Origin of the sequence: Sphingomonas immobilis (assembly GCF_030580995.1) — a bacterium.
Classification (GTDB): Bacteria; Pseudomonadota; Alphaproteobacteria; order Sphingomonadales; family Sphingomonadaceae; genus Sphingomonas; species Sphingomonas immobilis.
Genome location: NZ_JAUQSZ010000007.1, coordinates 36734 through 60762, shown reverse-complemented (window position 1 = coordinate 60762; position 24029 = coordinate 36734). Strand labels below are relative to the sequence as shown.

17 protein-coding genes are annotated in these 24029 nt (G+C 66.2%); 8 read left to right on the top strand and 9 right to left on the bottom strand.

All coding sequences use genetic code 11. From position 1 onward, the window contains the following. Positions 1-58 precede the first annotated feature (58 nt). Together Q5H94_RS11285 and Q5H94_RS11280 are read left to right on the top strand one after the other, a co-directional pair. Positions 59-622 carry a hypothetical protein gene (locus Q5H94_RS11285; RefSeq protein ID WP_304561374.1) on the top strand — a complete coding sequence of 188 codons (564 nt, stop codon included), beginning with the start codon at positions 59-61 and terminating at the stop codon, positions 620-622. Next, the gene (locus Q5H94_RS11280; RefSeq protein ID WP_304561373.1) at positions 622-2673 is read left to right on the top strand and encodes an NAD(+) synthase; all 2052 of its coding nucleotides are present in this window, start codon (positions 622-624) and stop codon (positions 2671-2673) included. Before Q5H94_RS11285 ends, Q5H94_RS11280 begins: the two co-directional genes overlap by 1 nt. Before the next feature lie 115 nt (positions 2674-2788). Here Q5H94_RS11280 and Q5H94_RS11275 read toward each other — a convergent pair whose 3' ends face one another. The 3 genes from Q5H94_RS11275 to Q5H94_RS11265 are packed head-to-tail and all read right to left on the bottom strand — an operon-like array spanning position 2789 to position 5697. After that, positions 2789-3121 carry a DUF6481 family protein gene (locus Q5H94_RS11275; protein ID WP_304561372.1) on the bottom strand — a complete coding sequence of 111 codons (333 nt, stop codon included), beginning with the start codon at positions 3119-3121 and terminating at the stop codon, positions 2789-2791. A 39-nt stretch (positions 3122-3160) separates the two neighbouring features. Next, positions 3161-4171: a glycosyltransferase family 4 protein gene (locus Q5H94_RS11270; protein ID WP_304561371.1), complete on the bottom strand. Its 1011-nt coding sequence runs from the start codon at positions 4169-4171 to the stop codon at positions 3161-3163. Next, the gene (locus Q5H94_RS11265; RefSeq protein WP_304561370.1) at positions 4168-5697 is read right to left on the bottom strand and encodes an alpha-amylase family glycosyl hydrolase; all 1530 of its coding nucleotides are present in this window, start codon (positions 5695-5697) and stop codon (positions 4168-4170) included. The genes Q5H94_RS11270 and Q5H94_RS11265 overlap by 4 nt, the downstream gene beginning before the upstream one ends. Positions 5698-5969: 272 nt before the next feature. On the opposite strand from Q5H94_RS11265, the gene Q5H94_RS11260 reads away from it, so the two are divergent. Then, on the top strand, positions 5970-7346 hold the full coding sequence (locus tag Q5H94_RS11260) for an MBOAT family O-acyltransferase (protein WP_304561369.1): 1377 nt from the start codon (positions 5970-5972) through the stop codon (positions 7344-7346). Next, the gene (locus tag Q5H94_RS11255) at positions 7321-8538 is read left to right on the top strand and encodes a hypothetical protein (RefSeq protein WP_304561368.1); all 1218 of its coding nucleotides are present in this window, start codon (positions 7321-7323) and stop codon (positions 8536-8538) included. The genes Q5H94_RS11260 and Q5H94_RS11255 overlap by 26 nt, the downstream gene beginning before the upstream one ends. Positions 8539-8603: 65 nt before the next feature. On the opposite strand, the gene Q5H94_RS11250 is transcribed toward Q5H94_RS11255, so the two are convergent. Genes Q5H94_RS11250 through Q5H94_RS11225 form a run of 6 tightly spaced genes read right to left on the bottom strand, consistent with a single transcriptional unit; the run spans position 8604 to position 16254 of the window. Beyond that, positions 8604-11633 (bottom strand): efflux RND transporter permease subunit, encoded by a 3030-nt coding sequence (locus Q5H94_RS11250; RefSeq protein ID WP_304561367.1) that lies wholly within the window; start codon positions 11631-11633, stop codon positions 8604-8606. Beyond that, a complete protein-coding gene (locus tag Q5H94_RS11245) occupies positions 11630-12646 on the bottom strand; it encodes an efflux RND transporter periplasmic adaptor subunit (RefSeq protein WP_304561366.1) in 1017 nt (338 codons plus the stop codon). Before Q5H94_RS11245 ends, Q5H94_RS11250 begins: the two co-directional genes overlap by 4 nt. Then, positions 12643-13980, bottom strand: coding sequence for a TolC family protein (locus Q5H94_RS11240; protein ID WP_304561365.1), 1338 nt, complete (start codon positions 13978-13980; stop codon positions 12643-12645). The genes Q5H94_RS11245 and Q5H94_RS11240 overlap by 4 nt, the downstream gene beginning before the upstream one ends. After that, entirely contained in the window at positions 13980-15302 is a 1323-nt protein-coding gene (locus tag Q5H94_RS11235; RefSeq protein ID WP_304561364.1) for a sensor histidine kinase, read from the bottom strand. Before Q5H94_RS11235 ends, Q5H94_RS11240 begins: the two co-directional genes overlap by 1 nt. Next, positions 15295-15972, bottom strand: a complete 678-nt coding sequence (locus Q5H94_RS11230; protein WP_304561363.1) for a response regulator transcription factor — start codon at positions 15970-15972, stop codon at positions 15295-15297. Before Q5H94_RS11230 ends, Q5H94_RS11235 begins: the two co-directional genes overlap by 8 nt. 3 nt (positions 15973-15975) lie before the next feature. After that, a complete protein-coding gene (locus Q5H94_RS11225) occupies positions 15976-16254 on the bottom strand; it encodes a PepSY domain-containing protein (RefSeq protein WP_304561362.1) in 279 nt (92 codons plus the stop codon). Between the two features lie 237 nt (positions 16255-16491). Here Q5H94_RS11225 and Q5H94_RS11220 point away from each other — a divergent pair, with 237 nt between their 5' ends. The 4 genes from Q5H94_RS11220 (at position 16492) to Q5H94_RS11205 (ending at position 24020) form a co-directional block, all read left to right on the top strand. Further along, positions 16492-17493, top strand: coding sequence for a YncE family protein (locus Q5H94_RS11220; RefSeq protein WP_304561361.1), 1002 nt, complete (start codon positions 16492-16494; stop codon positions 17491-17493). A 125-nt stretch (positions 17494-17618) separates the two neighbouring features. After that, a complete protein-coding gene (locus tag Q5H94_RS11215) occupies positions 17619-19283 on the top strand; it encodes a phosphatase PAP2 family protein (RefSeq protein WP_304561360.1) in 1665 nt (554 codons plus the stop codon). A 25-nt stretch (positions 19284-19308) separates the two neighbouring features. Beyond that, positions 19309-21804 (top strand): TonB-dependent receptor, encoded by a 2496-nt coding sequence (locus Q5H94_RS11210; protein ID WP_304561359.1) that lies wholly within the window; start codon positions 19309-19311, stop codon positions 21802-21804. Between the two features lie 290 nt (positions 21805-22094). Further along, complete coding sequence (locus Q5H94_RS11205; protein WP_304561358.1) at positions 22095-24020, top strand: S9 family peptidase; 1926 nt, start codon at positions 22095-22097, stop codon at positions 24018-24020. Positions 24021-24029: the final 9 nt, after the last annotated feature.

Below are 24029 nucleotides of genomic sequence, written 5' to 3'. Positions count from 1 at the left end.
GTTCGCGCGCCGCGAATGTGTTGTAAGGACGCCGCAAGGTTCGCAAAGGGGTTCGCACATGAGCAAGGTGATCGTCGCAGCAGCACTGGCCGCGTTGCTTTCCAGCGGGGCGAGCGCGCAGCGCCTGATCGCGCCCGCCGCCCCGAGTGCATCGACGATGGCGGCGCCCGCCGCGATCCCGAGCGACACACCCTGCCCGCCCACCACGGCCGCACCGTCCGGGGCATGGGCGGAATGGGTGCCGCCCACCTCGGTCGCGGCGGGCGGCACCGTGCCGGCGCTGACGATCGGCACACGCACCGATCTCACGCTCGATGCGACAGAGAAGGTCGCCTACACGCTGGCCCTCGCGCGGCCGCCCCGGCCGAACACCTGGGGCGGGATGCTCTCGCTCAAGATCGCCACCGCCGGCACCTATCAGGTCGCGCTCGGCACCGGGGCCTGGATTGACGTCGTCAAGGACGGCAAGACGGTCGCCTCGACGACGCACGAACACGGACCCCCGTGCAGCGGCATCCGCAAGATCGTCGCCTTCACGCTCGCGCCCGGCGATTACACGATTCAGCTCTCGAACAGCCCGGAGCCCGCGATCGGCGTGATGGTGATCGCGAAGCACGGCTGATGGCGAAGGCGAACCCGTTCCTCTCGATCCACCGGCACGGCCTGATCCGCGTCGGTGCCTGCACGCCGCCCGGCACCGTCGGCGATCCCGCCACCAACGCCGCCGCGACGATCGCGCTGGCGAAGGACGGGCACAAGCGCGGCGCTGACCTGCTCGTCTTTCCAGAACTCAACATTTCTTCCTACGCAATCGACGACCTGCACCTGCAGACCGCGCTCCATCATGCGACCGAGGCCGCGCTCGGCGAGGTCGCCAAGGCCACCGCGAGCCTGCGCCCCGTCCTGCTGGTCGGCGCGGCGCTCCCGCGCAACGGCCGCCTCTACAATTGCGCGGTAGTGATCGCGCGCGGGAAGATCCTCGGCGTGGTGCCCAAGACATTCCTTCCCAATTACCGCGAATATTACGAGAAACGCTGGTTCGCCAGCGGTGCAGATACCGGCGGCGCGCACATCACGGTCGCGGGCCAGACCTGCCCGTTCGGCGACGACCTGCTGTTCGCCGCCACCGACCTCGAGCATTTCGTTTTCCACGCCGAAATCTGCGAGGATTACTGGGCGCCGACCCCGCCCTCGACGCACGGCGCGCTGGCGGGCGCATTGATCTGCTGCAATCTTTCCGCCTCGAACATCACCATCGGCAAGGCGCGCGAGCGGGCGTTGCTGTGTGCCTCGCAAAGCGCACGCGCGGTGTGCGGTTATGTTTTCGCTGCGAGCGGCCCCGGTGAAAGCACCACCGATCTCGCCTGGGACGGTCAGGCGATGATCCACGAACTCGGCGAGCTGTTGACCGAATCGACGCGCTTCGGCCGCGAGCCCGAGATCGTGCTGGCCGATCTCGATGCCGAACGTATCGAGCAGGAGCGGATGCGCGTCGGCACCTTCAACGACGCGGCGCGGCGCGCGGGCGACCCGGAGAAGCACTTTCGCCGCGTTTCGTTCGATCACAAGCCCGACTTCGCCGACATCGGCCTGATCCGCGAGACGCGCCGCTTCCCCTTCGTGCCCAACACGCCCGAGCGGCTCGATCAGGATTGCTACGAGGCGTTCAACATCCAGGTGCAGGGCATCGCCAAGCGCTTCGAGGCGGCGAAGGCCGAACGGCTGGTGATCGGCATTTCCGGCGGGCTCGATTCGACGCACGCGCTGATCGTCGCGGCCAAGGCGCTCGATCTGCTCGGGCGGCCGCGCAAGCACATCCTCGGCTATACCATGCCCGGCTTCGCGACCAGCGACGCGACCAGGTCCAACGCCTGGGCACTGATGCGCGCGATCGGCATCGACGGCGACGAGATCGACATCCGCCCCGCCGCGACGACGATGCTGGAAGGGATCGGCCACCCCTTCGCGAACGGGGAGCCGGTCTTCGACATCACCTTCGAGAATGTGCAGGCCGGCCTGCGCACCGACTATCTCTTCCGCCTCGCCAACCGCCACAACGGCCTCGTCGTCGGCACCGGCGACCTGTCGGAGCTGGCGCTCGGCTGGTGTACCTACGGCGTCGGCGACCAGATGAGCCATTATGCCGTCAATGCGGGCGTGCCCAAGACGCTGATCCAGTTCCTCATCCGCTGGTGTATCGAGAGCGACCAGTTCGACGCCGAGACCGACGAAATCCTCGGCCGCATCGTCGCGACCGAAATCTCGCCCGAGCTGGTGCCGGCCGGTGCCGACGGCGCGATCCAGAGCACCGAGAGCAAGATCGGGCCCTACGCGCTCAACGATTTTTTCCTGCACCACGTCGTGCGCTACGGCATGGCCCCGTCGAAGATCGCCTTCCTCGCGCACCACGCATGGCGCAACGCCGAGGCGGGCCGCTGGCCGCTCGGCGTGCCGGCGGGCGCGCGCGTCGCCTACGACCTGCCGACGATCAAGGGCTGGCTGGAGAAGTTCCTCGTGCGCTTCTTCGTGACGAGCCAGTTCAAGCGTTCCGCCATCCCCAACGGCCCGAAGGTATCGACGCGCGGCGCGCTCTCCCCCCGCGGCGACTGGCGCGCGCCGTCCGACGGCGTGGCGACGGTGTGGCTGGAAGAACTGGCGAAGAACGTGCCGTGACGTACGGGCGAGTCCCAAAACCGTTCGGGCTGAGCTTGTCGAAGCCCTGCCCTTTTTCTTCGGTTGAAAAGAAGAACAGCCCTTCGACAAGCTCAGGGCGAACGGTGGAAGGGGCCTAGCGCTTCTTCGCCTTGCGCGCGGCATAGCGCGCGTCGCGGGCGGCCTTCTTCTCGGCCTCGGTGAGCTGCGTCTTCTGAACGGCTTCCTCGGCGGCGCGCTTGGCCTCTTCGGCCTTGGCGATCTTGTCGAGCTTGGCCTGCTCGATCGCGGCCTTCTTGGCGGCGCGCTTCTCGGCCTCGGCCTTTTCCTTCGCCTCGCGCGCGGCGGCGCGTTCGGCGACGACGGCGGGGTCGAGCGGCGGCTTCGCCTTCAGCTTCTCCAGCGCGCGTTGCTTCGCATCGGCCGACAGAGCGGCGCGATCTTTGAATGTAGGTTCCTTGTAAGCCATGCGGGCCCCTTAACGCCCCCTTCCCCGCGCGTCAAAACGTCAACGCCCGAGAATCCGCCGGTAGAGTGCGAGATACTCGTCCGCCATCCGCTCGACCGAGAAGCGTTCGGCCACCGCGCGGCGGACGGCGGCGCGGTCGATCTCCCCGATCCGGTCGATCGCGGCGACCGCCTGCTGGACGTTCTCCACCAGAAAGCCCGTCACACCGTCTTCTATCAGCTCGGGCATCGATCCGCGATTGGTCGCGATCACCGGCGTCCCGCACGCCATCGCCTCGATCACCGACAACCCAAAAGGTTCATCGAAGTTGATAAGATGAAGCAACGCCCACGCCTCCCCCAACGCGCGCAGCCGCTCCGCCCCGCCGACGACGCCGTGAAAGCGGATGATGTCGCCGTCGATCCCCGGCGCGACATCGCGCTCGTGATAGCCCGAATCCTGCACGATGCCGTACATATCGAGGCGTCGACCGCTCGCGCGCGCGGCGGCAATCGCCTCGGCGGGCCCTTTGTCGGGATGGATGCGACCGAAGAAGAGCAGGTCTTCGCTGCCCGCCGGATCGAACGGAAATTCGTCGATCACGATGCCGTGATGGATGCGCGCGGCGTAGCGCAGATCGGGATGGCGGTCGGCGTCGCTGATCGCGACGTAATGCACGCGGTCCTGATAGGGCGCGTACATCGGCAGGATGCGATCCGAGGAGAAGCCGTGGATCGTCGTCACCATTGGCGTGTCGACCAACCCGGCAAAGGCATGCGCCGGGAAATCCGCCTGATTGTGGATCAGGTCGAAGCGACCGGCCTGATCGAACAGGTGCGCGAGGTGCCGGAATTCCCAGACCTTCGCGTCGATCGACGGATCCTCGCTGTACGCCGCCGGGACGACGCCATCGAGTGTCGCGGCGGTGATGCTGTCGAGTGTGGCGAAGAGCGTGACGTCCACCCCGCGCGCGACCAGCGCCTCGGTCAGCAGGCTGGTGACGAGTTCCCACGGACCATAGCCGCGCGGCGGCGTACGCCAGGCGATCGGCGCGAGCATCGCGATTTTCATGCGATTACGACTCCTTCGTCGGCACGGAGTTTGCCCGGTTCGGGCGCGCTGGTCAGCGTCGAGAGCAGCGGCGCTCCCTGCCACTCCATCGTTACCTCCTTCGAGGTGAGATTGAGCAGCACGCGCAGCCGCCGCCCGCCCCGCGATCGCTCATAGGCCAGCACGCCGTCCGGCGCGGAGAGCAGTGCGAAGTCGCCGAGCGCCAGCGCCTCCTCCGCGCGGCGCAGCGCCAGCAACCGCCGGTAGAAAGCCAGCATCGACGCCGGATCGCGCTCCTCCGCCGCCACGTTGCGCGCCGGCCAGTCGCCATTCAGCGGCAGCCAGGGCTCGACGGTGCTGAACCCGGCGAAGGGCGTCGCATTCCACGGCATCGGCGTGCGCGAGCGGTCGCGGCCGATGTTCAGCGTTGGCTGGCGGAAATGCTGCGGGTCGCGGATGCGATCGGGCGGGATCGCCACCTCGCCGATGCCGAGTTCGTCGCCCTGATACAGCGTCGGCGTACCGCGCAACGTCAGCAGCAGCATCGCCGCGACGCGCGCCCGCGCTTCGCCGATACGCGCGGCGATGCGCGCCGCATCATGACTCCCCATCACCCAATTCGGCCAACCATAGGACGGCAGGCTCGCCTCATAGTCGGCGATCACCCGCCGCAGCACGGCGGCATTCCACGGGTTCTCGATGAGCTGGAAATTGAACGGCAGATGCACCTGGGGCCGTTCAGGCGTGCCGTACCAGCGCGCGTGGCGGTCATTGGGCAGGAAGATCTCGCCGACCAGCACGCGCTCACCGTAGCTGTCGGCCAGCGCGCGGAAATCTGCGGAGATCGCATGCGCCTCGGGCTGATCGGTCGAAAACGCCTGGATCAGCCGGTCACGCTCGGTGCGATCGGGCGTCCAGTCGGGATTGAGCGGATTGTCGGGCAGCTCTTCGGCCTTGACGATGTGCCACAGCACGTCGATCCGAAAGCCGTCGACGCCGCGATCCAGCCAGAAGCGCAGCACGCGCATCATCGCCGCGCGCAGATCCGGGTTGCGCCAGTTGAGATCGGGCTGCGATTTCAGGAAGGCGTGGAGGTAATATTGGCCGGTGCCCTCGTCCCATTCCCAGGACGAGCCGCCGAAATCGCTGATCCAGTTGTTGGGCGGCCCGCCGTCCGGCGCGGCGTCGCGCCAGATGTACCAGTCGCGCTTCGGATTGTCGCGTGACGAGCGGCTCTCGACGAACCAGGCGTGCCGGTCGGAACTGTGATTGGGCACGAAATCGAGCAGCAGCTTCAGCCCGCGCGCATGCACCGCCGCCAGCAGCCGGTCGAACCCCGCGAGATCGCCGAACATCGGCTCGATCCCGCAATAGTCGCTCACGTCATAGCCGAAATCGTCCATCGGCGAGGGGAAGATCGGCGAAAGCCAGATCGCATCGACGCCGAGCGACGCGACATAGTCCAGCCGCGCCGCGATCCCGGCGAGATCGCCGACGCCGTCACCATCGGTATCCTGAAACGAGCGCGGGTAGATCTGGTAGATCACGCCGCGTTCCCACCAGGGGCTCGGTCTTGTTTCCGCTGTCACGCGGCATGCTTAGCGCACTCGTCAAGGAACGGCCATGACCTCGCGCAACCGATCGCTGCGCTGCGGCATTCTGCATCGACTCCCATATTGCCGCATGTTACGTTCAACTAGTTGGCCGATCATGTGATCGCCGGGTGCTTGCGTACTATCATGAAAACACGGGATCGAATCCCGCGTGCTGGGGGCGGCATCTGGTTTTCAATTCGCTGACGTTCTTCGTCTTCTTTGCCGTGGTTCTGGCGATCTATTCGATTCCGTTCGGCTGGACGGCGAAGAAGGTCTTCCTGCTGCTCGCCAGCTATCTGTTCTATTCGGCCTGGAACCCGCCGTTCGTCATCCTGCTGTGGGTCTCGACGATCGTTGATTGGGTGGCGGCGCAGCAACTCGTCAAGGCGCGGAGCCAGTGGGTGCGGCGGCTATGGATGCTGATCTCGGTCGTCGTCAATCTCGGCATGCTGGCCTATTTCAAATACGGCCAGTTCGCGGTCGACAGCTTCGCGGGGCTATTGAGCGAGTTCGGCGTGCATTACGCGCCGCCGCAATACGACATCGTGCTGCCGGTCGGCATCTCGTTCTACACCTTCGCGACGCTCTCCTACACGCTCGACGTGTACCTGCGGCGAGCGGCACCGGCGCGCAATTTCCTCGACTACGCGCTGTTCGTGACCTTCTTCCCGCACCTCGTCGCCGGGCCGATCATGCGGCCGACCGAACTGGTGCCGCAGTTCGCGGAACCGCGCCGTGCGACGCCCAACCAGATGGCGTTCGGGCTGTCGCTGATGATCCTCGGCATCTTCCAGAAGATGGTCCTCGCCGACGGCTTCCTCGCGCCGGCGGTCGAGAAAGTCTATGACAGCGCGCACAGCCCGCCCGGCTTCGTCGATGCGTGGGTCGGCACGCTCGCCTTTTCGGGCCAGATCTTCTGCGATTTCGCGGGCTATTCTACCACCGCGATCGGCGTCGCGATGTGCATGGGTTTCGCCATGCCGGACAATTTCCGCTTTCCCTATGCCGCGATCGGCTTCTCCGATTTCTGGCGGCGCTGGCACATTACGCTGTCGTCGTGGCTGCGCGACTATCTCTACATCCCGCTCGGCGGCAGCCGGCACGGCGAGGCGCGGACCTATCTCGCGCTGATGGCGACGATGCTGCTGGGCGGGCTGTGGCACGGCGCAAACTGGACATTCGTCGTGTGGGGCGGGCTGCACGGCCTCTACCTCGTCGTCGAGCGCGCGATCCGCAAGCACGTGCCGTGGCGGCCGGGGCCGGCGGTGCTGGTCGCGGTGGGCGTCCTGACGTTCGCGCTAACCAATATCGCCTGGGTGTTCTTCCGCGCCAAGACCTTCGGCGGCGCGTGGGCGGTGCTGACCGGCATGTTCGGATTGAGCCCGCATGGACCACCACTGCTCGCTGGCATCTATCTGGTGACGACGCTCGTCATCGTCGGCGGCATCGTCGCGGCGCACTGGGTCATGCGCAACCGTACGCTGGAGGCGACACTGGCGAAGGTGCCGCCGGCGGTGATCGTCTCGGCGCTCACGCTGATGGCCTTCGCCATCGTCATCGAACATGGAGGAGGCAATGCCTTCATCTATTTTCAGTTCTGAGGACGCGGTCGTCTCGGCCCAGGGGCCCAACGCGCATCACGGCCCGATGTCGCCGGGGTTGCGGCTGACCGCGTCGGACCGGCCCGGCATCGCGCAACCGGTGCCCGAGCGCGACGTGCCTCCCCTTCCCTGGCTGAAGATGCTGGCGATTGCGGTCGTGCTGGTACTCGCGCTGACCGCATTGTGGGAATGGCGTTCTCGCGCGCTCGGTTACGAGGCGGGCGATCTCGGCACCGATCCGTCGGCTTGGGCGGAGCAATGGCACCGGCTCGCGTCGGAAAACCCGCCAGCGGTGATTGTCGGAGATTCGCGCATCCTGTTCGATACCGATCTCGATCGCTTCCAGAAGATGACCGGCGTACGTCCTGTCCAGCTTGGGCTGGAAGGCACCAATGCCGAGCCGGTGTTGAAGATGGTCGCGGATTCGCAGTACAAAGGGCTGGTGATCGTCGGGATCGCCGACCAATCTTATTTCCGCGACAGTATCGGCATCGGCGAGACGTCGATGAAGGCGGCGAAGTGGGAATCACCCAGCGCGCGGCTGTCGTCGCAGCTTTACCGCGGCCTGCGCCGACAGCTCGCGATGCTCGACGACGACAACAAGTTTAGCAACACGGTCGGAAAGCTCGATCACGGCTGGGTGCCCGGGGCGCGCGGGCCGTATGACGACGTGTGGAAGCTCGGCCGCACGCACGACGACCGCCAGTTCTCGCTGTGGACCGAAGTCGAACGCAACGGCTTCGTCCGGGCGCACGCGATCCGCATGTGGATGATCATTTTCCACATCCTCAAGCCCGACGCCAAGGTGATTGCCCATACCCTCGCCAAGACCCGGGCCGATGTCGCCGCGATCCGGGCGCGCGGCGGCGAGGTGGTGTTCGTGCGCCCGCCCTCCGCACCGGCATTGCGCGCGGTCGAGGACAGTCTGCTGCCGCGCGCGAAGGGATGGGCACCGCTGCTCAAGGCCGCGAACGTACGCGGCGTCCACGCCGACGATCTGCCCGCGATCAAGGGCATCGCCATCCCCGAATTGTCGCACATCAGCGCCGCGTGTCAGGGCGTTTTCACCGATGCCTATGTGCGCGCGCTGACGGCGCTGACCCCGCGCCTGAGGCTGCGCGCCGACGCACCGCCGCCGCTTACCTCCGCCAATTGTCCGAAGTGGATCGAGACGACACCGCCGCGCCAATAGTGGCTCGCCGGGGCCTTTTTCCAAGGCGATGCGTAACCGGACGAACTTGCAGGTAGGTTCGCGGCCTAGTGGAAGATGCTGTGCCGCTTTGGCAAGAGCAGAATCAGCGCCGGTAGGAACACCAGCACCAGCGGCACCGCAGCCGTCAGGCCGAAGATAATCGCGGTAGCGAGCGGGCGTTGCAGGCCCGCGCCGCGCGACAGGCCAAGCGCCAGCGGTGCCAGCGTCAGCGCGGCGATGAGCGCGGACATCAGGATCGGCCGCAGGCGTTTGCGGCCCGCCTCGCGCAGCGCTGCGATATCGATCACCGCCTCGCCCGGCAGCTCGGCGAGGAAGAAGATCACCAGTTCGGTGACCATGCCGACCACCATCGTCAGCCCCATCAGCGCCGAAATGTCGAGCTCGATGCCGGTGATCCAGAGCCCCACCAGCACCATCGCGGCCGAGAGCAGCACCGTCGCAATCGCCGCCAGCGTCCAGGCGAGCCTCCCGAACAGGAACGTCAGCAACAGTGCGCTCAGCAGCAGGGCCGCCAGGAACACCACGGTCAGATCGGCGAAACTCTGCTGTTGCTGCGCATAGAGGCCACCATAATCGACGCGTACCGAGGCGGGCAGATGCAGCCCCCGCACCGCCGCCTGCACGTCTTTCATGCCCGATCCGAGATCGCGGCCTTCGAGCCGTGCGGTCACGGCGACGAAGGGCGCGAGATCCTCGCGCGTGATCTGCTCCTGCCCCGGCGTGACGGCAACGGTCGCGACCTGCCCCAGCCGCACAAGATGCCCATCGGGTGCGGTCAGCGGCAGGCGGACGAGCGCATCGACGCGCGTCCGCAACTCGGCCGGCGCCCGGACGCGCGCCGTGACGAGCTGTTCGCCGATGCGAAGCTGCGTCGATTGCGTACCGGCGACAAGCGCCTCGATCTGCGTGGAAATCGCATCGGGATCGAGCCCCTGCTGGAGCGCGGCGGCGGGATCGACCTTCACCGTCAGCGCATCGCCCGCGACGCGCAGGCCATCGACCACTTCGACGATGCCGCTGATCTTGCCGATCGTCTCGCCCACGCGCTTGGCCGAATCCGCCAACACCTTGGGATCGTCGCCGAACAATTTGACCTCGACCGGCTGGGGCACCGCCGTGAGATCGCCAATCAGATCCTCCATCAACTGCGCCGTCTCGATCTGAAGGCCCGGTACTCTGGATTCAACCTGGCTGCGGATATCAGCCATTACTTCGTCGATCGGACGGCGCGATCCATTCTTCAGGCGAATGAAATAATCGCCCTCGTCAGCCTCGGTCAGGCCGCCGCCGAGCTGGACGCCGGTCCGCCTGGAATAACTCGCCACCTCCGGGGTCGCGGTGATGATCTGCTCGACCTGTTTCAGCAGCCGGTCGGTGTCGTTCAGCGCAGCGCCCGATTGCGCCTTGTAGTCGAGGATGAAGCCGCCCTCGTCCATCGCCGGCATGAAGCCCGAGGGCACGTGGTTCCATGCGGCGTAGCCCAGCACCGCAAGCCCGACGCCGGTCAGCATGACGAACACGCCGGGCCGCGCCAGCGCGCGATCCGTGGCCTTGTCGTTCCACCGTTCGATTCTTTGCTGGAAACTGCCGGCCTTCTCCGCCGCCTCGACGTCCTTTGCGCGCACCCACCGCTCGGCGAGCAGTGGCAGGACGAGGCGTGCGAACACCAACGAAAGGCCAAGCGCGGCGACCATCGTCAGCGCCAGCGCCTTGAAGAAGCCGCCCGTCACGCCGCTGACGAAGGCAAGCGGCATGAACACCACAATCGTCGCCGCCGTCGATCCGATCAGCGGCTTGGACATTTCGGCAGCGGCCTTTCCGACCGCCTTCTCGCCCTCCTGCAACCGGCGCATGATATGTTCGAGCATCACCACCGCATCGTCCACGACAAGGCCGACCGCCGCGGCCATCCCGCCGAGCGTCATCATGTTGAAGCTCATCCCGAACGCAAACAGGACGAGGCAGGTCGCGGCGAGGACGGCGGGCAGCATCAGCCCGGTGATGATCATCAGCCGGGTCGAGCGCAGGAACAGGAACAGCACCAGCCCGGCCAGCACCGCGCCGATCAGGATCGCGTCGCGCACTGCATTGGCGGCACCCGTCACCAGTTCGGACTGATCGTAGAACGGCGTCACCTTGACGCTCGGCGGCAGGCCGAGGCCGGCGAGACGCGCGTCCACCTCCTGCACGATCCGCACCGTGTCACCGGTCAGCGACTGGCGGACGTTGACGAGCACGGCGTCGCGCCCGCCCGAGGAAACCTTGGTGAAATTCGGCGCGATCGAGGGATGTATCGTCGCGATCTGGCCGAGCGTGACGATGCCGGCGGCGCTGCCCGTCGCGGCCTTCACCGGCGTCGCGGCGAGATCGGCGATGGTGGCGATCCGGTTCTCGCTCAGGACGAGATAGAGCCGGTGGCGATCCTCCAGTTTGCCGACGCCGCGCACCGCATTGGCCTTGCCGATCGTCGCCGCGATGGCGTCGAGCGACAGGCCGAGCGCCTGCGCCTTGGCGGGATCGACGTCGACCGCGAGTTCGCGCGGGGAGCCGCCGAGGATGTCGATCCCCGCAACGCCGGGCACCGCCGTCAGCGCAGGGCGGACGTTCAACTCGGCGATCTGGCGCAGCGCATTCTGGTCGAGGCTGTCGGATGTCAGCGCGATGCCGAGCACGGGAAAGATCGTCGGATCGGAGCGGCGCACGTCGAAGCGCGTGCCTGCAGGCAGATCGGGCAGTGTCGTCGCCAGCGCAGTCTGCACCGCGAGCGTCGCCGCGACCATGTCCTGGCTCCATGGGAAATCCACGGCGACCTCCGCCGATCCCCGGCTGGTCGTGGACCGCACGCGCGTCACACTCGGCACCGCACGCAGGGCGATCTCGATCGGGCGCGTGATCTCCGCCGTCATCTGCTGCGCATCGCGGTCTCCGGCATCGATCGAGACGACGACGCGCGGGAAATCGATATGCGGGAACAGACTGACCGGCATCCGCGTCGCCGCGAAGACGCCGCCCGCGATCAGCAGGATCGCCGCCAGCCACAGCGCCTGTGCATTGCGTTGCAGGGCGTCCTTCACCGCGTGCGGACCTTCATCCCGTCCTCGACGGCGGTGCCACCCTCGACCACGACCTGTTCGCCGGGCTTGAGGCCTTTTCTGATCGTCACGCGGTCGCCGGTCGCGGGATCGGTCTGGACGTCGCGGCGATGCGCGACCCCTGCGGAGACGGCGTAGACATAGGGTTGCCCCGCGTCGTCGAGCAACGCGGCGTAAGGAATGGTCAGCGCCGATCCCGTCTGCATCACGGCGACCGACCCCGACACAACCTCCCCGGCGCGCAGACCGCTGCCGGCCGGCACGTTGGCATAGATCGAGGCGAGCTTGGTCTGCGTATCGACATTGGCGTTGACGGACTGGATCGCGACCGAAACCGGCGCGCGCGCGACATTGCCCGCGATCCTGATCGTCATACCGGGCCGCAGCGTCTGCGCGGTATCGGGATCGACGCCGAATCGCACGCGAACGTCCCCGCTGCGCGTCACCGTGGCAACGGCGGCGGCGGGCTGGAGGAGATCGCCGACCGCGACCGACACCGTATCGACGATCCCCGCCGCGGGCGCGCGCAGGGCGAGGCCCCCGACACGGTCCGCGAAGCTCGCGCGCAGGGCATTGGCCGCTACTGCGGCGGCGCGCGCCATTTCGACCTCGGCATCGCTCATCAACCCGTCGCCGCGCATGCGGATCGCGCGGGCGAGCGCCTTGTCGGCGACAGTGGCGTCGCTTGCAGCCTTGGCGGCGTCCGATCGCGTCGTCGGCGAAGGCGCCAGCCGCACGACGATCTGACCCTGACGCACCGTCGTGCCGGCTGGCGCATCGATCGCGGCGACCTTGGCTTCCGCAGGCGCGACCAGCGACATCTTTGCCGCCGGTCCCGCCTCTGCCGCGCCGTAGAGCGCGATGTCCTGCGCGGCCTCGCCCTGCATGGCGGGCGCGAGCTTGACCAGTGCCACCGGGTCGGCGGGCTTGTCCTCGCCGCCGCGCGAACAGGCGGCGAGCAACAGCATTGGCGCGGCGATCCACAGCCGGGTCATTTCGTCCACCCTTCCCTGAGCGTTCCGGTAAGCAGTTCGAGCGCGATGCCCTGTTCGGCGATCGCCTGTTCGGCCTGGGCAAGCAGGATGCGCTTGTCGCGCAGCGCCTGTTCGGCCGTGTCGGCGGTCGATCGTGCCAGATCGCCGCGATCGGCGGCGTTTCGGCTCCTGGTGGCGAAGCGTTCGGCGGCGGGCAGGTCGCGCAGCACCGTGTCGCGCTGCGCGCGCGCGACGCCAATTCCGGCAACGGCGGCGGCAATCTCGGCGCGGGTCTGAAACAGGCGCGCATCATATTCGGCCTTGAGCGCCTGCCGTGTCGCACGTTCGATCGCGATACCGCCCCGATTGCGGTTCCACAGTGGCAGCGTGAAATCGATCGCGGGGCCGACAATGAGGTTGCCCGCCGTATCGCGATTGACAGTGCTGGTCAGTCCGAGCGTCGGAAACTGGTCCATGATCGCCTTGCGCACCGTCGCCTCCTGCGACGCATAGCCCGCCTCCAGCGCGCGCAGATCCGTGCGGTTCGCCTGCGCCACGGCGAACAAAGTCGCGGCATCGAGCGCTCCGGCGGGGTCGGGTGCCGGAGCGAGCCGAAGCGCGGTCGCAGGCGGCAGGCCGAGCAGCCGGGTCAGCTCGAATGTCGCGGTGTTGAGGTCGTTGCGCACGGTCTGCAGCTTGTTCTCGGCATCGGCGGCGGCAAGCCGTGCAGTCTGCACCGGATCGCCCGCGACGTCGCCGCGCCCGGCCGCGCGCAGGTTACGGTCGAGCAGCGAACGCGCGCTGTCGCGGGTCGCCTCCGCGAGTGCGAGCGCCCGGGTCAGCGCGACGACCCGCACCGCCTGAAGCCGCGCCGCACCGGCGGTCTGCCATTCGCTCCAGGCAAGATCGAGCCGCACCTGATCCGCCGCCGCCTTCGCCTGCGCGACCTGCACGCCGCGTGTCCGCAGCGCGTTGAGATCGAGCGCGAGAGCGCCGATCAGGTCCATGAGCGGATCGGGGCCGGTTAGCACCTTGCTCACCCCGAGGTTAAGCGTCGGGTCCGGCAGGAGATGCGCTGAGAAAACCTGTGCGTCGGTGACGCCCGCCCGTTCGCGCAGAGCTTTCAGGTCGGGATTGTTGAGGACAGCCAGGGTTGCGATCGCGTTGCCGTCGAGCGGTCCGGCCAGATCAATCACCACCGGCTTGAGATAAGGCCGTTCGATTGTCGCCGCCGCCGCCGATAGGGCGCGCACGTCGGGCACCTTCAATACTGCGGGACGGGGATCGAGCGGCGCGGGCGCGTAGCTCTGGCACCCTGCCGTCAGCAGGCAGGCAAGCGGGACGAGCCTGCGCATCAATCGATCCTGGGTATCGTGACGGTCACGCGCAGCCCCGGCTGGCCGTCGTCCGTTTCGACAGCGCCGCCATGTGCCGCCGCAACCGCCGCGACGAGACTGAGGCCCAGTCCGTTCCCGGGCGTCGTCCGGCTCGCCTCGCCACGATAGAAGCGGCGCAAAAGGACGGGAAGCTCCGCCGATGCGACGCCAGGTCCGTCGTCTTCTACCAAAATCTCCGCCTTGGTTGCGTGGCCGCTTAGGGTCAGCGTCACGCGCGTACCCGCAGGTGTATGGACGCGCGCATTGTCGAGCAGGTTGGCGACCGCCTGCGCGAGCAACTCGCGATTGCCGCAGACTGCGATCCCGCGCTCGGCCCGCCATTCGAAATGGTGGCCGCTGTCGCTCAATGCAGGCAGGAAGCTGTCGCCGACGTCATCGACCAGCCCCGACAGATCGACCCGCGTAAAGCTCTGTTCAAGCCCGCCACCTTCGACTTCGGAGATACGCAGGATCGAGCCGAACAACGCCAGCAACGCATCACCTTGTTCCAGTGCGCGCTCCGCTGCGCCATCGACCTTGCCGACCTGTTCGAGCTGACCGCGAAGTCGGACAAGCGGCGTGCGCAGATCGTGCGCGACATCGCTGGACACCTGCCGGAGATTTTCCATCAACCCGGCGATCCGTTCAAGCATCGCGTTGAGCGCCAAAGCGACGGAATCGAACTCGTCGCCATAAGCGCTGACGGGCATGCGCTTGTCGAGCTCGCCACCAATGATAGCGTTTGCGGTGCGACTGATGACGCCCAGTCGCTGGCGCAGATACCGGCCGAGCAGCAACGCGCCGGCCAAGCCGACCAGCAGAACCACCGCAAAAGCGATGCCGAACAGTTCGAGGATCGTGGCGTCGATCGCCTCGACCGCTTCGGAATCGACTGCCACGACCAGTCGCCCCCCGTCCGGCAGATCGAGCGCCTTGGCACGTGCGCGATCCGGCCCCTCTGCTGGATCCCGGAAAACGATCATGCTGAAGCCCGGTGCGGGGCGCGTCGTGTCCATCCGTCCTGCAATGCGGCGACCCGCAGCGTCGAACAGCGCATAGCCGAACGATTCGGTGGTACGCCCCCGTTCGCGCTCGGCAATCTCCTCGCTCAGCCCGGTGGTTCCGCCCTGCTCTTGCGCGAGATCTGACAGCTCGGCCGCGATACGCTCGTCGCGCTGATGCCGGAACTCCGCATCGGCCGCGAAATAGACCGCTATGCCCAGCATCAGGATCGCCGCAGCGAGCGCGGCGGCGTAGGTGAAGGCGATGCGATAGGCGGCGCTTGTTCTTAGGCTAGCCATCCGCACGCACCCGGTATCCGGCGCCGCGTATCGTCTCTACCGGATCGCCCGCGAACCCGTCGCGCAACTTCGTTCGCATGCGGCTGAGGTGACTCTCGACGATGTTGGTCTGCGGATCGAAATGGAAACCCCAGACCTCCTCCAGGAACATCGTGCGAGTCACGATCTTGCCGGCGTTGCGCATCAGGAGCTCGAGCAACTGAAACTCGCGCGGTTGCAAATGAACGAGCCGCCCCGCCCGCGTCACCTCGCGGCGCATCACGTCGAGCGCAATGTCGCCGACCTCCAGCCGGGTCACGACCTCGTTGATCGGCGGCCGCCGCGCGAGCGCATTCAGGCGGGCGATCAATTCGGCCATCGCGAACGGTTTGACCAGGTAGTCGTCGGCGCCGGCATCCAGACCGTCGACGCGGTCGGCAACGCCACCCTTTGCGGTCAGCACCAACACCGGCGTGCGTACCGACGCCGCGCGCAACCGGCGCAGCACGTCAAGCCCCTCGATCTGCGGTAGCATACGGTCGAGCACGATCACGTCGAAACTCTCGGTCGCACCGATATGCAGCGCATCCTCCCCATCGGCCACGCGGGTGACCGTGTGGCCGATCTCGCTCAGCCCGCGCTCAACAAAGGCGGCGATTTCGGTATCGTCTTCGGCGAGGAGGATGCGCATGGCTCAGTCCTTCGCGCCGGGCGTTTCGTACATATCCTCGACGACCTTGCCCGACATCGCATCGGCGCCGATCTCGTGGATACGCCCGCCTTGTGCGATGTCGAAGGAATAGCGCCAGCCGCCCTTTTCATATTCGTATTCCGCGGCCTTCACTTGGCCCGGAGCACGCTTCAAAGCGATCGCGCGTGCGGCTGCCGGCGCGATCTTCGGCGTCGGCCGGGCAGGCGTGGCAGCGGCTGGGCAGGAAGCTACCAAGACAGTGGCGATCGTCAGACTAAGCATCGCAGGTTTTATGATCCGAATCCTCGAACACGCGATCGATTCGACCGCGTGTTCTTCCTGCCGCGCTTTAGATTGGCGCTCCGTGGCACGGCACATCGTTTTTCCCAATGTTTGTTAACACGGGCGATCTGCCCAGACTGACAGGCGGCGATTGTATTTTGCCAATGTCTCCCCCGGGGAGTGGCGCGACCAGAATGGCCGGCGCAGAAGGCACGCACTGGATGCTAGGAGTTCTTCATGCGCCTGACCCTGATCGCCCTTCTCGCTGCCGTTGCCGGTCCCGCAATCGCGGTCCCGGCCGCGTCGCCAAGCTACGCTGTGACAGCCAGGATCGCAGGCCCCGACGGATCTTGGGACTATGCCAAGGTCGATCCCGAAACGCACCGGCTCTTCATCGCCCGCAGCGGATCGGTGACGGTGATTGATCTTGCCGGCGGCGGCATCTCGTCCTGGGGCGAGATCGCGCGGGGCCATGCCGTCGTACCATTGCCGGGAAATCGGCTGCTGGTGACGAGTGGCAATGACGGCACCGTCCGCTTCCTCGACACGACGACAGGCAGGCAGATCGCGAGCGTTGCAGTCGGCAAGAAGGCCGACGCCGCGATCTTCGACGCCGCCAATGCCCGCGCTTTCGTCATGAACGCAGACGGCGGCACCGTATCCGTGCTCGACACCGCGACGATGCGCGTCAGCAAGACGATCACGGTCAAGCCGGCGCTGGAATATGCCGCTCTGGTCGGCGGTACGCTTTTCATCAATGACGAGGATGCGAACGAAATCGAAGTGGTCGATATCGCCAGCGGCAAGGCGGGGAAGCCGATCGCCATGCCAGGCTGCGAAGGCCCGACCGGCCTCGGCTATGACGAACGCACCGGCCACCTGGTCAGCGCCTGCGCCAACGGCAAGGCGGTGATCGCCGATGCGAAGGCGCGCAGGGTCGTCGGCATGGTCGATACCGGCAAGGGTGCCGATGCGGTGATCCTCGACACGGCTCGGCGGTTGGCCTTCGTTCCCTGCGGCAAGGACGGCGTGCTCGACATCCTCTCGCTTGACGCCCCTGGCGGCGTTATGCGCGTCGGCCGCGTCACGACCGAGGTGGGCGCTCGTACCGGCGCGCTCGATCCTGCGACCGGCGCGATCTACCTGCCGACAGCCGCATTTTCCGTCCCCGCCACACCCGGCGCGCGCCCAACGGCGGTCCCCGGCAGCTTTCATGTGCTGGTCGTAAAACCCGCCTGAGCGGCCGGGCGCGCGACTGGACATTACATTATCCCAATCTCGAAACTGTCGTCGTTACGCAATCGAACCGTAACACGACACCCATAGCCGACGCCCTGCCGGGAGCTGGCAAGGGGTCAAGAAACATGAGAGCGACATTTGTCGTGGCCGCATTTGCGGCCGCGTGCGCGAGCGTCTGCGCGCAAGCTGCGCCGGCACCGGAGGTCGTCACCTACCGCATTGTCGATCGCTTTGCGGGACGTGACGGTTATTGGGATTTCGCAACGATCGATCCCGTCGCTGGCGCGATTTACATCGCGCGCGGCGATGCGATCGAACGGATCGAGCTTGCGACACGCAAGGTGACTGATGCACTCGTCCCGGCACGCCGCGCGCATCAGGTGCTGGTGCTCGACGGTGGTGCGACCCTGTTCGAAACCGACGGCGAGACCGGCCTCGGCCGTTTCGTCTCGACGACTGACGGCAAGGTGTTTGCCGAAGTCGAGACCGGAGCGAAGCCCGACGCCGCGTTCTTCGACTCCGCGACCGGCCTTATCGCGGTAATGAACGCGGGCGACGGTACGGTCGCCCTTATCGATCCGAAAACGCACGCGCTTGCGGGAAAGATCACCGTCGGCGGCGGCCTGGAGTTCGGCGTTGCCGATGGCAAGGGCGGCGGCTTCATCAATATCGAGGATGCCAACGCCATCGCCCGCATCGACCTCAGGTCGAAGCGCCGCACCGGCACGATCGCCCTGCCGGGTTGCGACGGCCCGACCGGCCTCGCGCTGGTCGCGAACGGCACGCGGCTGATCTCGGCCTGCGCCAACCGCGTCGCGCTGGTCATCGACGCGAAGAGCGGCAAGACGCTGGCAACGCTTGCGATCGGCGCCGATCCCGATGCCGTGCTCGTCGATGAGACGCGCGGGCTCGCCTTCATCCCATGCGGCGGCTCCGGCACGCTCGTCGCGCTGTCGCTCGCCGATCCGAGCCACATCGCGGTCGCCGGCGTCATCGCAACGCAGCGCGGTGCCAAGACCGGCGCGATCGATCCGCGCGACGGACGCATCTACCTTCCGGCCGCCACGCTCGGGCCCATCGCCCCGGGCGCCAAGCGCGGCCAGCCGGTGCCGGGCAGTTTCACCGTTCTCGTCGTCGCCCCGGCGAAGAAGGGCGACAAAGCCCTTCAATATCTCAACCCGGCCGCCTTCGAACCGACCCGCACGTTACCGGCACCCGCGACCAAGGGCTCGCCCGCCGAGACGCTCGAGCTAAAGCGCGTCCATGCCCTGATCGACGGCGCCGGTGCCGCCCGCATCGCGCAGGCGAAGGCCGACAGTGACCTCGAGGATCCGTCGATCTTCGACACGGCCGCGGGCCGCGACCTGAAGGCGCTGCCCAACACTTGGGCAGTGCTCACGCTGGTCCAGTCGGAAACCGATCTGGCGGTCGGATCGAGCAAGAATTTCTTCAACCGCATCCGGCCGTGGGGCGTCGACCCGACGATCCACAATTGCGAGAACGAGCCCGGCGCAAAGCCGACGCGCGGCTATCCGAGCGGCCATTCCGGCCTCGGCTATTCGGTCGGCTGGACGCTGGCGCAGTTGTTGCCCGACCGGGCGCCGGCGATCCTCGACCGTGCGCGCGACTATGCCGTCAGCCGCGAAATCTGCGGCGCGCACTACGCGACCGACACGGAGGCGAGCCACGTCGTCGGCACGCTGTCGGCCTGGATGCTCGCGAACGATCCGCGCCTGGCGGGACTCTACGAAGCCGCCCGCGACGAACTCGCGGCGCCGGCCAGCCACTGACTTCCAATATCTCGGGGACATCATCATGAAAATCAATCTGCGCGCGGCGTTGCTCATCGCCACCAGCCTGACGGCATTCTCCTGCTCCGCCGGTGCCGACGCGGCCGACGCGCCGGCACCGGTGCCCGCCACCATCGATGACGGCCAGACAACCAGCGCCAACAGCGCCGGTCAGGCGAATGATAAGAACTCGCTGACGTCGTCGGATATCATCGTCACGGGTTCGAAAACGGCAGAAAGCGCACCGATCACTGCGTCGCTAACGACCACGCAGCCGCAGTCGGCCGTCAGCCGGGACCAGATCGACAATGTCGTGCCCACGGCAGACTTCAACACGCTGATCATGTTGACGCCGGGCGTGTCGATCACCGGCACGGGCAACGGCGCCGGCTTCGGCGAAAGCAAGGCGGTGATCCGAGGATTCCAGGACGGCGAATATAACGTCACCTACGATTCGATCCCGTTCGCCGACACCAACAACCCGACGCACCATTCGACCGCGTTCTTCCCCTCGAACACGATCGAGACCGTCGTCGTCGATCGCGGCCCCGGCAACGCCAGCCAGCTCGGCCAGGCGACCTATGGCGGCAACCTCAACATGTACTCGCGCGGCGTGCGGGACGAGATGGGCGGCCAGATCGAGGGCATCATCGGCAATTTCAACAGCTTCATCGGCCGCGCCGAATTCCAGAGCGGCAAGATCGAGAAGCTGGGCGGCGCGCGCGTCGTGCTGACCGGCCAGTATCTGCAATCGGACGGCGCCCTCACCTATTCGCCGGTCAATTCGAAGAACCTCTACGGCAAGGCGGTGATCCCGATCGGATCGAACACCCTGACGCTGATGAGCACGTGGAACCGCAACTTCTACTACCAGTCGGATGTCGCTAAGGGTGCGACCTGCGGCAGCGCGAACGTCGCGGGCACGTCGCGCACGGCGCTGGATGCGTCGGGCAATCCCCTCACCCAACTCAGCGGCGAAGATTGTGCAGCGACCTCTGACGTTGGTCTATACGGCAAGAACTTCGGGCTGACCAACGATCCGGGGCTGGCGAGCTATTACAAGTTCAACCGCACCGACAAGACCACCGACTTCTCCTACCTCCGCCTGCAGAGCGATTTCGGCGGCGGCTTTTCCATGGACAACCGTGCGTACATGTACGGCTACACCAACAACACCTTTTCGGGGAACGGCAGCACATCGATCAAGGCCGGAACGCCCAATACCTTCGTGCAAAGCCCCGGCACGGTGTTCACCGGCTTCAGCGGCGCTGGCACGCCGGCATCTCCACTCAAAGCGGTAGCTGGTCCCTCCACTGACGTGCTCGGCTACAACAAGCTGAACAAGTACCGGACCTTCGGCTATATCGGGCAGCTCAACTATGATTTCTCGATGGGCAAGATCCGCGTCGGCGGCTGGTACGAATATGCCGTCACCGACCGCCACATCTTCGACCTCGACCGCACCACCGGCGCGCCGAGCTTCAACGAGAAATTCGCGGACGGCACCGCCGCGAACGCTTCCCAGCCCTCCAGCACGCTCGCCAACGTGCAGTATCTGCAACATTCGAACTGGCACCAGTATCAGATCTTCGGCGAGTTCGAGTTCCATCCGTTCGAGGGCCTGTCGATCACGCCCGGCGTCAAATACGTTCATTTCACGCGCGGCGTGAACGCAGTGCTCAACCAGAAAGCGCGCGCGCCGATCGACACCAGCGCGACCTGGACCAAGACATTGCCCTTCGCGACGATCAACTGGCAGCCGACGTCGAACTGGTCGTTCTATGGCCAATATGCGCAGGGCATGTACGTGCCCGACCTGTCGAGTTTCTACTCAACCTCGGGCTCGCTTTCGACCGCGCTCGATGCGTTGAAGCCGCAGACCTCGACCAACTACCAGATCGGCACCGTCTGGCACGGCCACAACATCTCGCTCGACGTGGACGGCTATATCATCAACGTCGATAACAAGATCGGCACCTGCACCACGACTGGCTGCGACAGCACGCTGCTCGTCAACATCGGCCAGGTGAAATACAAGGGCGTGGAAGGTCAGATCAACGTCATGCCGATCCACGGCCTGACGCTGTTCGCCAACGCATCGTACAACGAGGCGAAGAGCGGAACGACGGGGCAGCAGATCGCGAAGGCACCGTTCTCGACTGCCGCTGGTGGATTCATCTACCGCAGCGGCGGCTTCCGCGTGTCGTACAACCACAAATATACCGGCCCGCAATACGCCACCGAATATAGCGGCAGCCCGGGCTTCCGCCTCTATCGCATCAAGCCGTACAGCATCGGCGAGTTTGCGATGAGCCAGGACATCGACAAGCGCTTCCAGATCGGCGTGACGGTATCGAACGTGTTCAACAGCCGCGCCGTCACTGCCATCTCGAACAGTTCGTCCGGCGCACCTACGACGATCATTGGCGGCACGAGCTATCAAAGTGGTTACGGGCAGCTCGATCAGTTCAACTATCTGCCGCCACGTTCTTTCCTGGTGGACGCTCGGATCAAGTTTTGACGCTGCAGGCGCGCGAGGGAGTATTCCTGATGGATGATAGCGACCGGGAGAAAGCGAACGACGGCACAAACGGTGCCGTTCAGACCTGAGCGCTTACAGAATTCCGCGACGTTCAGGCGCATCCCGACTTCCGACATTTGTTCACCTGATTGATCGGCACAAGTCGAAGGGGGATTTATATCTCGGCGCGCGCGATCCGCGTTGGCTAGCCGCTTTGGCGCGTCGGCAAAGCTGCGCGACGATACCATTCGCGCTTGACGCCGCGCGGGCCGGCATTCGAGAAGCGACGGATGATCAAGCATTTCGCAGCCACCGTCGCGCTGTTCGCGCTCGCCACCGGAACCGCCGCCCAGACTGTTCCTGCCCGACAGGTCGGCACCGCCACGCTCTCCGGCGTCCCTGACATTCCTGCGGACGTGCGGGAGGCCGTGCAGCGCTATCAGAATAGCCGCGCCGCGCAGTTCGAGGATTGGCTGCCGGACGGCTCGATGCTGATCGCCACGCGCTTCGGCGCGACGCAGCAGCTTCATCACGTCGCCGCCCCAGGCGGCGCGCGCACGCAGGTCACCTTCGGTGCCGAGCCGATCGCCGCCGCCATAACGATCCCCGGCAGCGACCGCTTCGTGATGACCCGCGACACGGGCGGGGACGAATGGTTCCAGTTCTACGCGCGCGGCCTCACCGGCGTCGCAACACAACTGACCGAAGCCGGCACGCGCAATCAGTCCGCGGTGTTCAGCAAGGACGGCGCGCTGATGGCCTGGGCGCGGGCGACGAAGGGCAGCGCCGCCTATTCGATCCTGGGTATCGATCCGAAAGCGGGCGGAAAGCCGAGGACGCTCTACCAGTCCGATGGCGCGGTGGCGCCAGCCGATATCGCGCCCGACGCATCGCGGCTGGTGTTCGTCCGCAGCCTTTCAAACCGCGAGGACCAGTTGTTCGAGCTGGATCTGAAAAGCGGCGCGGCAAGCCGTATCGCCCCTAAGGCGGAGGCAGCGGTCTATATGGAGCCGCGCTACCTGCCCGGCGGCCGGACGCTGATCGCCATATCCGACCGTGGCAGCGACACGCGCCGATTGGTCGAAATCGACATCGCGACCGGCGTGCAGACCGTTCTGACCCCCGATCTGAAATGGGATGTCGAGAGCTACGACCTGTCGGCCGACGGGCGCGTGCTCGCTTATGCCGTGAACGAGGACGGCTTCTCGCGCGTGGTAGTGCAGGACCGCATTACCCGCCGCGCGTTGCCGCAGCCGACGTTGCCGCGCGGCGTGTTGACCGCGCTCAAGTTTTCGCCCGACGGCAAGAACCTCGCGATCGGCCTGACCTCGGCGACCTCGGCGGGCGACGTGTGGACCTGGGCCGTCACCGGCGGCGTGCTGACGCGCTGGACCACCTCCGAGTTGGGCGAACTTGATCCGGCGACGCTGGCCGAGCCCGAACTGGTGCGCTTCAAGTCGTTCGACGGTCTGTCCGTCCCGGCGTTTGTCTATCGGCCGAAGGGCGTGCCTGCGGGTACGCGTACGCCGGTGATCATAGATATCCATGGCGGACCCGAAGCGCAGACGCGGCCGATCTGGAATTATGGCGCGCAATATTTCGCCGACGTCCTGAAGGCGACGGTGATCCTGCCCAACGTCCGCGGCAGCGACGGCTATGGCAAAAGCTATCTCAACCTCGACAACGGGATGAAGCGCGAGGATTCGGTGAAGGACATCGGCGCGCTGCTGGATTGGATCGGCGCACAGCCAAACCTCGATGCAGGCCGCGTCGCCGTTTATGGTCAGTCCTATGGCGGCTATATGAGCCTTGCCGTGATGACGCACTATTCGGACCGGCTGGTGGGCGGAGTCGAGCGCTACGGCATCAGCAACTGGAACACCTTCCTCCAGAACACGGAGGCCTATCGCCGCGACAACCGCCGCGCCGAATATGGTGACGAGCGCGATCCGGCAATGCGCACGGTGCTGACGCGGATCTCGCCGATCACCAGTGTCGCGCGGATCACCAAGCCGATGCTGGTGATGCAGGGCGCCAACGATCCGCGCGTGCCGCAATCCGAATCGGATCAGGTCGTCGCACGGCTGCGCGCGAACGGGAACGAGACATGGTATGTCCTGTTTGCCGACGAAGGGCACGGCTTCCTCAAAAAGCCGAACAACGACCTGCGCCGCGAAGTGGAGACTGTATTTCTTCGGAAACTGTTCGGACGCTGAAATGGATGC

What these genes read in the sequence shown, in the direction of transcription:
- Q5H94_RS11285 (WP_304561374.1), top strand. Translation starts at nt 59, where the DNA reads ATGAGCAAGGTGATCGTCGCAGCAGCACTGGCCGCGTTGCTTTCCAGC.
- Q5H94_RS11280 (WP_304561373.1), top strand. Translation starts at nt 622, where the DNA reads ATGGCGAAGGCGAACCCGTTCCTCTCGATCCACCGGCACGGCCTGATC.
- Q5H94_RS11275 (WP_304561372.1), bottom strand. Translation starts at nt 3,121, where the DNA reads ATGGCTTACAAGGAACCTACATTCAAAGATCGCGCCGCTCTGTCGGCC.
- Q5H94_RS11270 (WP_304561371.1), bottom strand. Translation starts at nt 4,171, where the DNA reads ATGAAAATCGCGATGCTCGCGCCGATCGCCTGGCGTACGCCGCCGCGC.
- Q5H94_RS11255 (WP_304561368.1), top strand. Translation starts at nt 7,321, where the DNA reads ATGCCTTCATCTATTTTCAGTTCTGAGGACGCGGTCGTCTCGGCCCAG.
- Q5H94_RS11245 (WP_304561366.1), bottom strand. Translation starts at nt 12,646, where the DNA reads ATGACCCGGCTGTGGATCGCCGCGCCAATGCTGTTGCTCGCCGCCTGT.
- Q5H94_RS11240 (WP_304561365.1), bottom strand. Translation starts at nt 13,980, where the DNA reads ATGCGCAGGCTCGTCCCGCTTGCCTGCCTGCTGACGGCAGGGTGCCAG.
- Q5H94_RS11235 (WP_304561364.1), bottom strand. Translation starts at nt 15,302, where the DNA reads ATGGCTAGCCTAAGAACAAGCGCCGCCTATCGCATCGCCTTCACCTAC.
- Q5H94_RS11230 (WP_304561363.1), bottom strand. Translation starts at nt 15,972, where the DNA reads ATGCGCATCCTCCTCGCCGAAGACGATACCGAAATCGCCGCCTTTGTT.
- Q5H94_RS11225 (WP_304561362.1), bottom strand. Translation starts at nt 16,254, where the DNA reads ATGCTTAGTCTGACGATCGCCACTGTCTTGGTAGCTTCCTGCCCAGCC.
- Q5H94_RS11220 (WP_304561361.1), top strand. Translation starts at nt 16,492, where the DNA reads ATGCGCCTGACCCTGATCGCCCTTCTCGCTGCCGTTGCCGGTCCCGCA.
- Q5H94_RS11215 (WP_304561360.1), top strand. Translation starts at nt 17,619, where the DNA reads ATGAGAGCGACATTTGTCGTGGCCGCATTTGCGGCCGCGTGCGCGAGC.
- Q5H94_RS11210 (WP_304561359.1), top strand. Translation starts at nt 19,309, where the DNA reads ATGAAAATCAATCTGCGCGCGGCGTTGCTCATCGCCACCAGCCTGACG.
- Q5H94_RS11205 (WP_304561358.1), top strand. Translation starts at nt 22,095, where the DNA reads ATGATCAAGCATTTCGCAGCCACCGTCGCGCTGTTCGCGCTCGCCACC.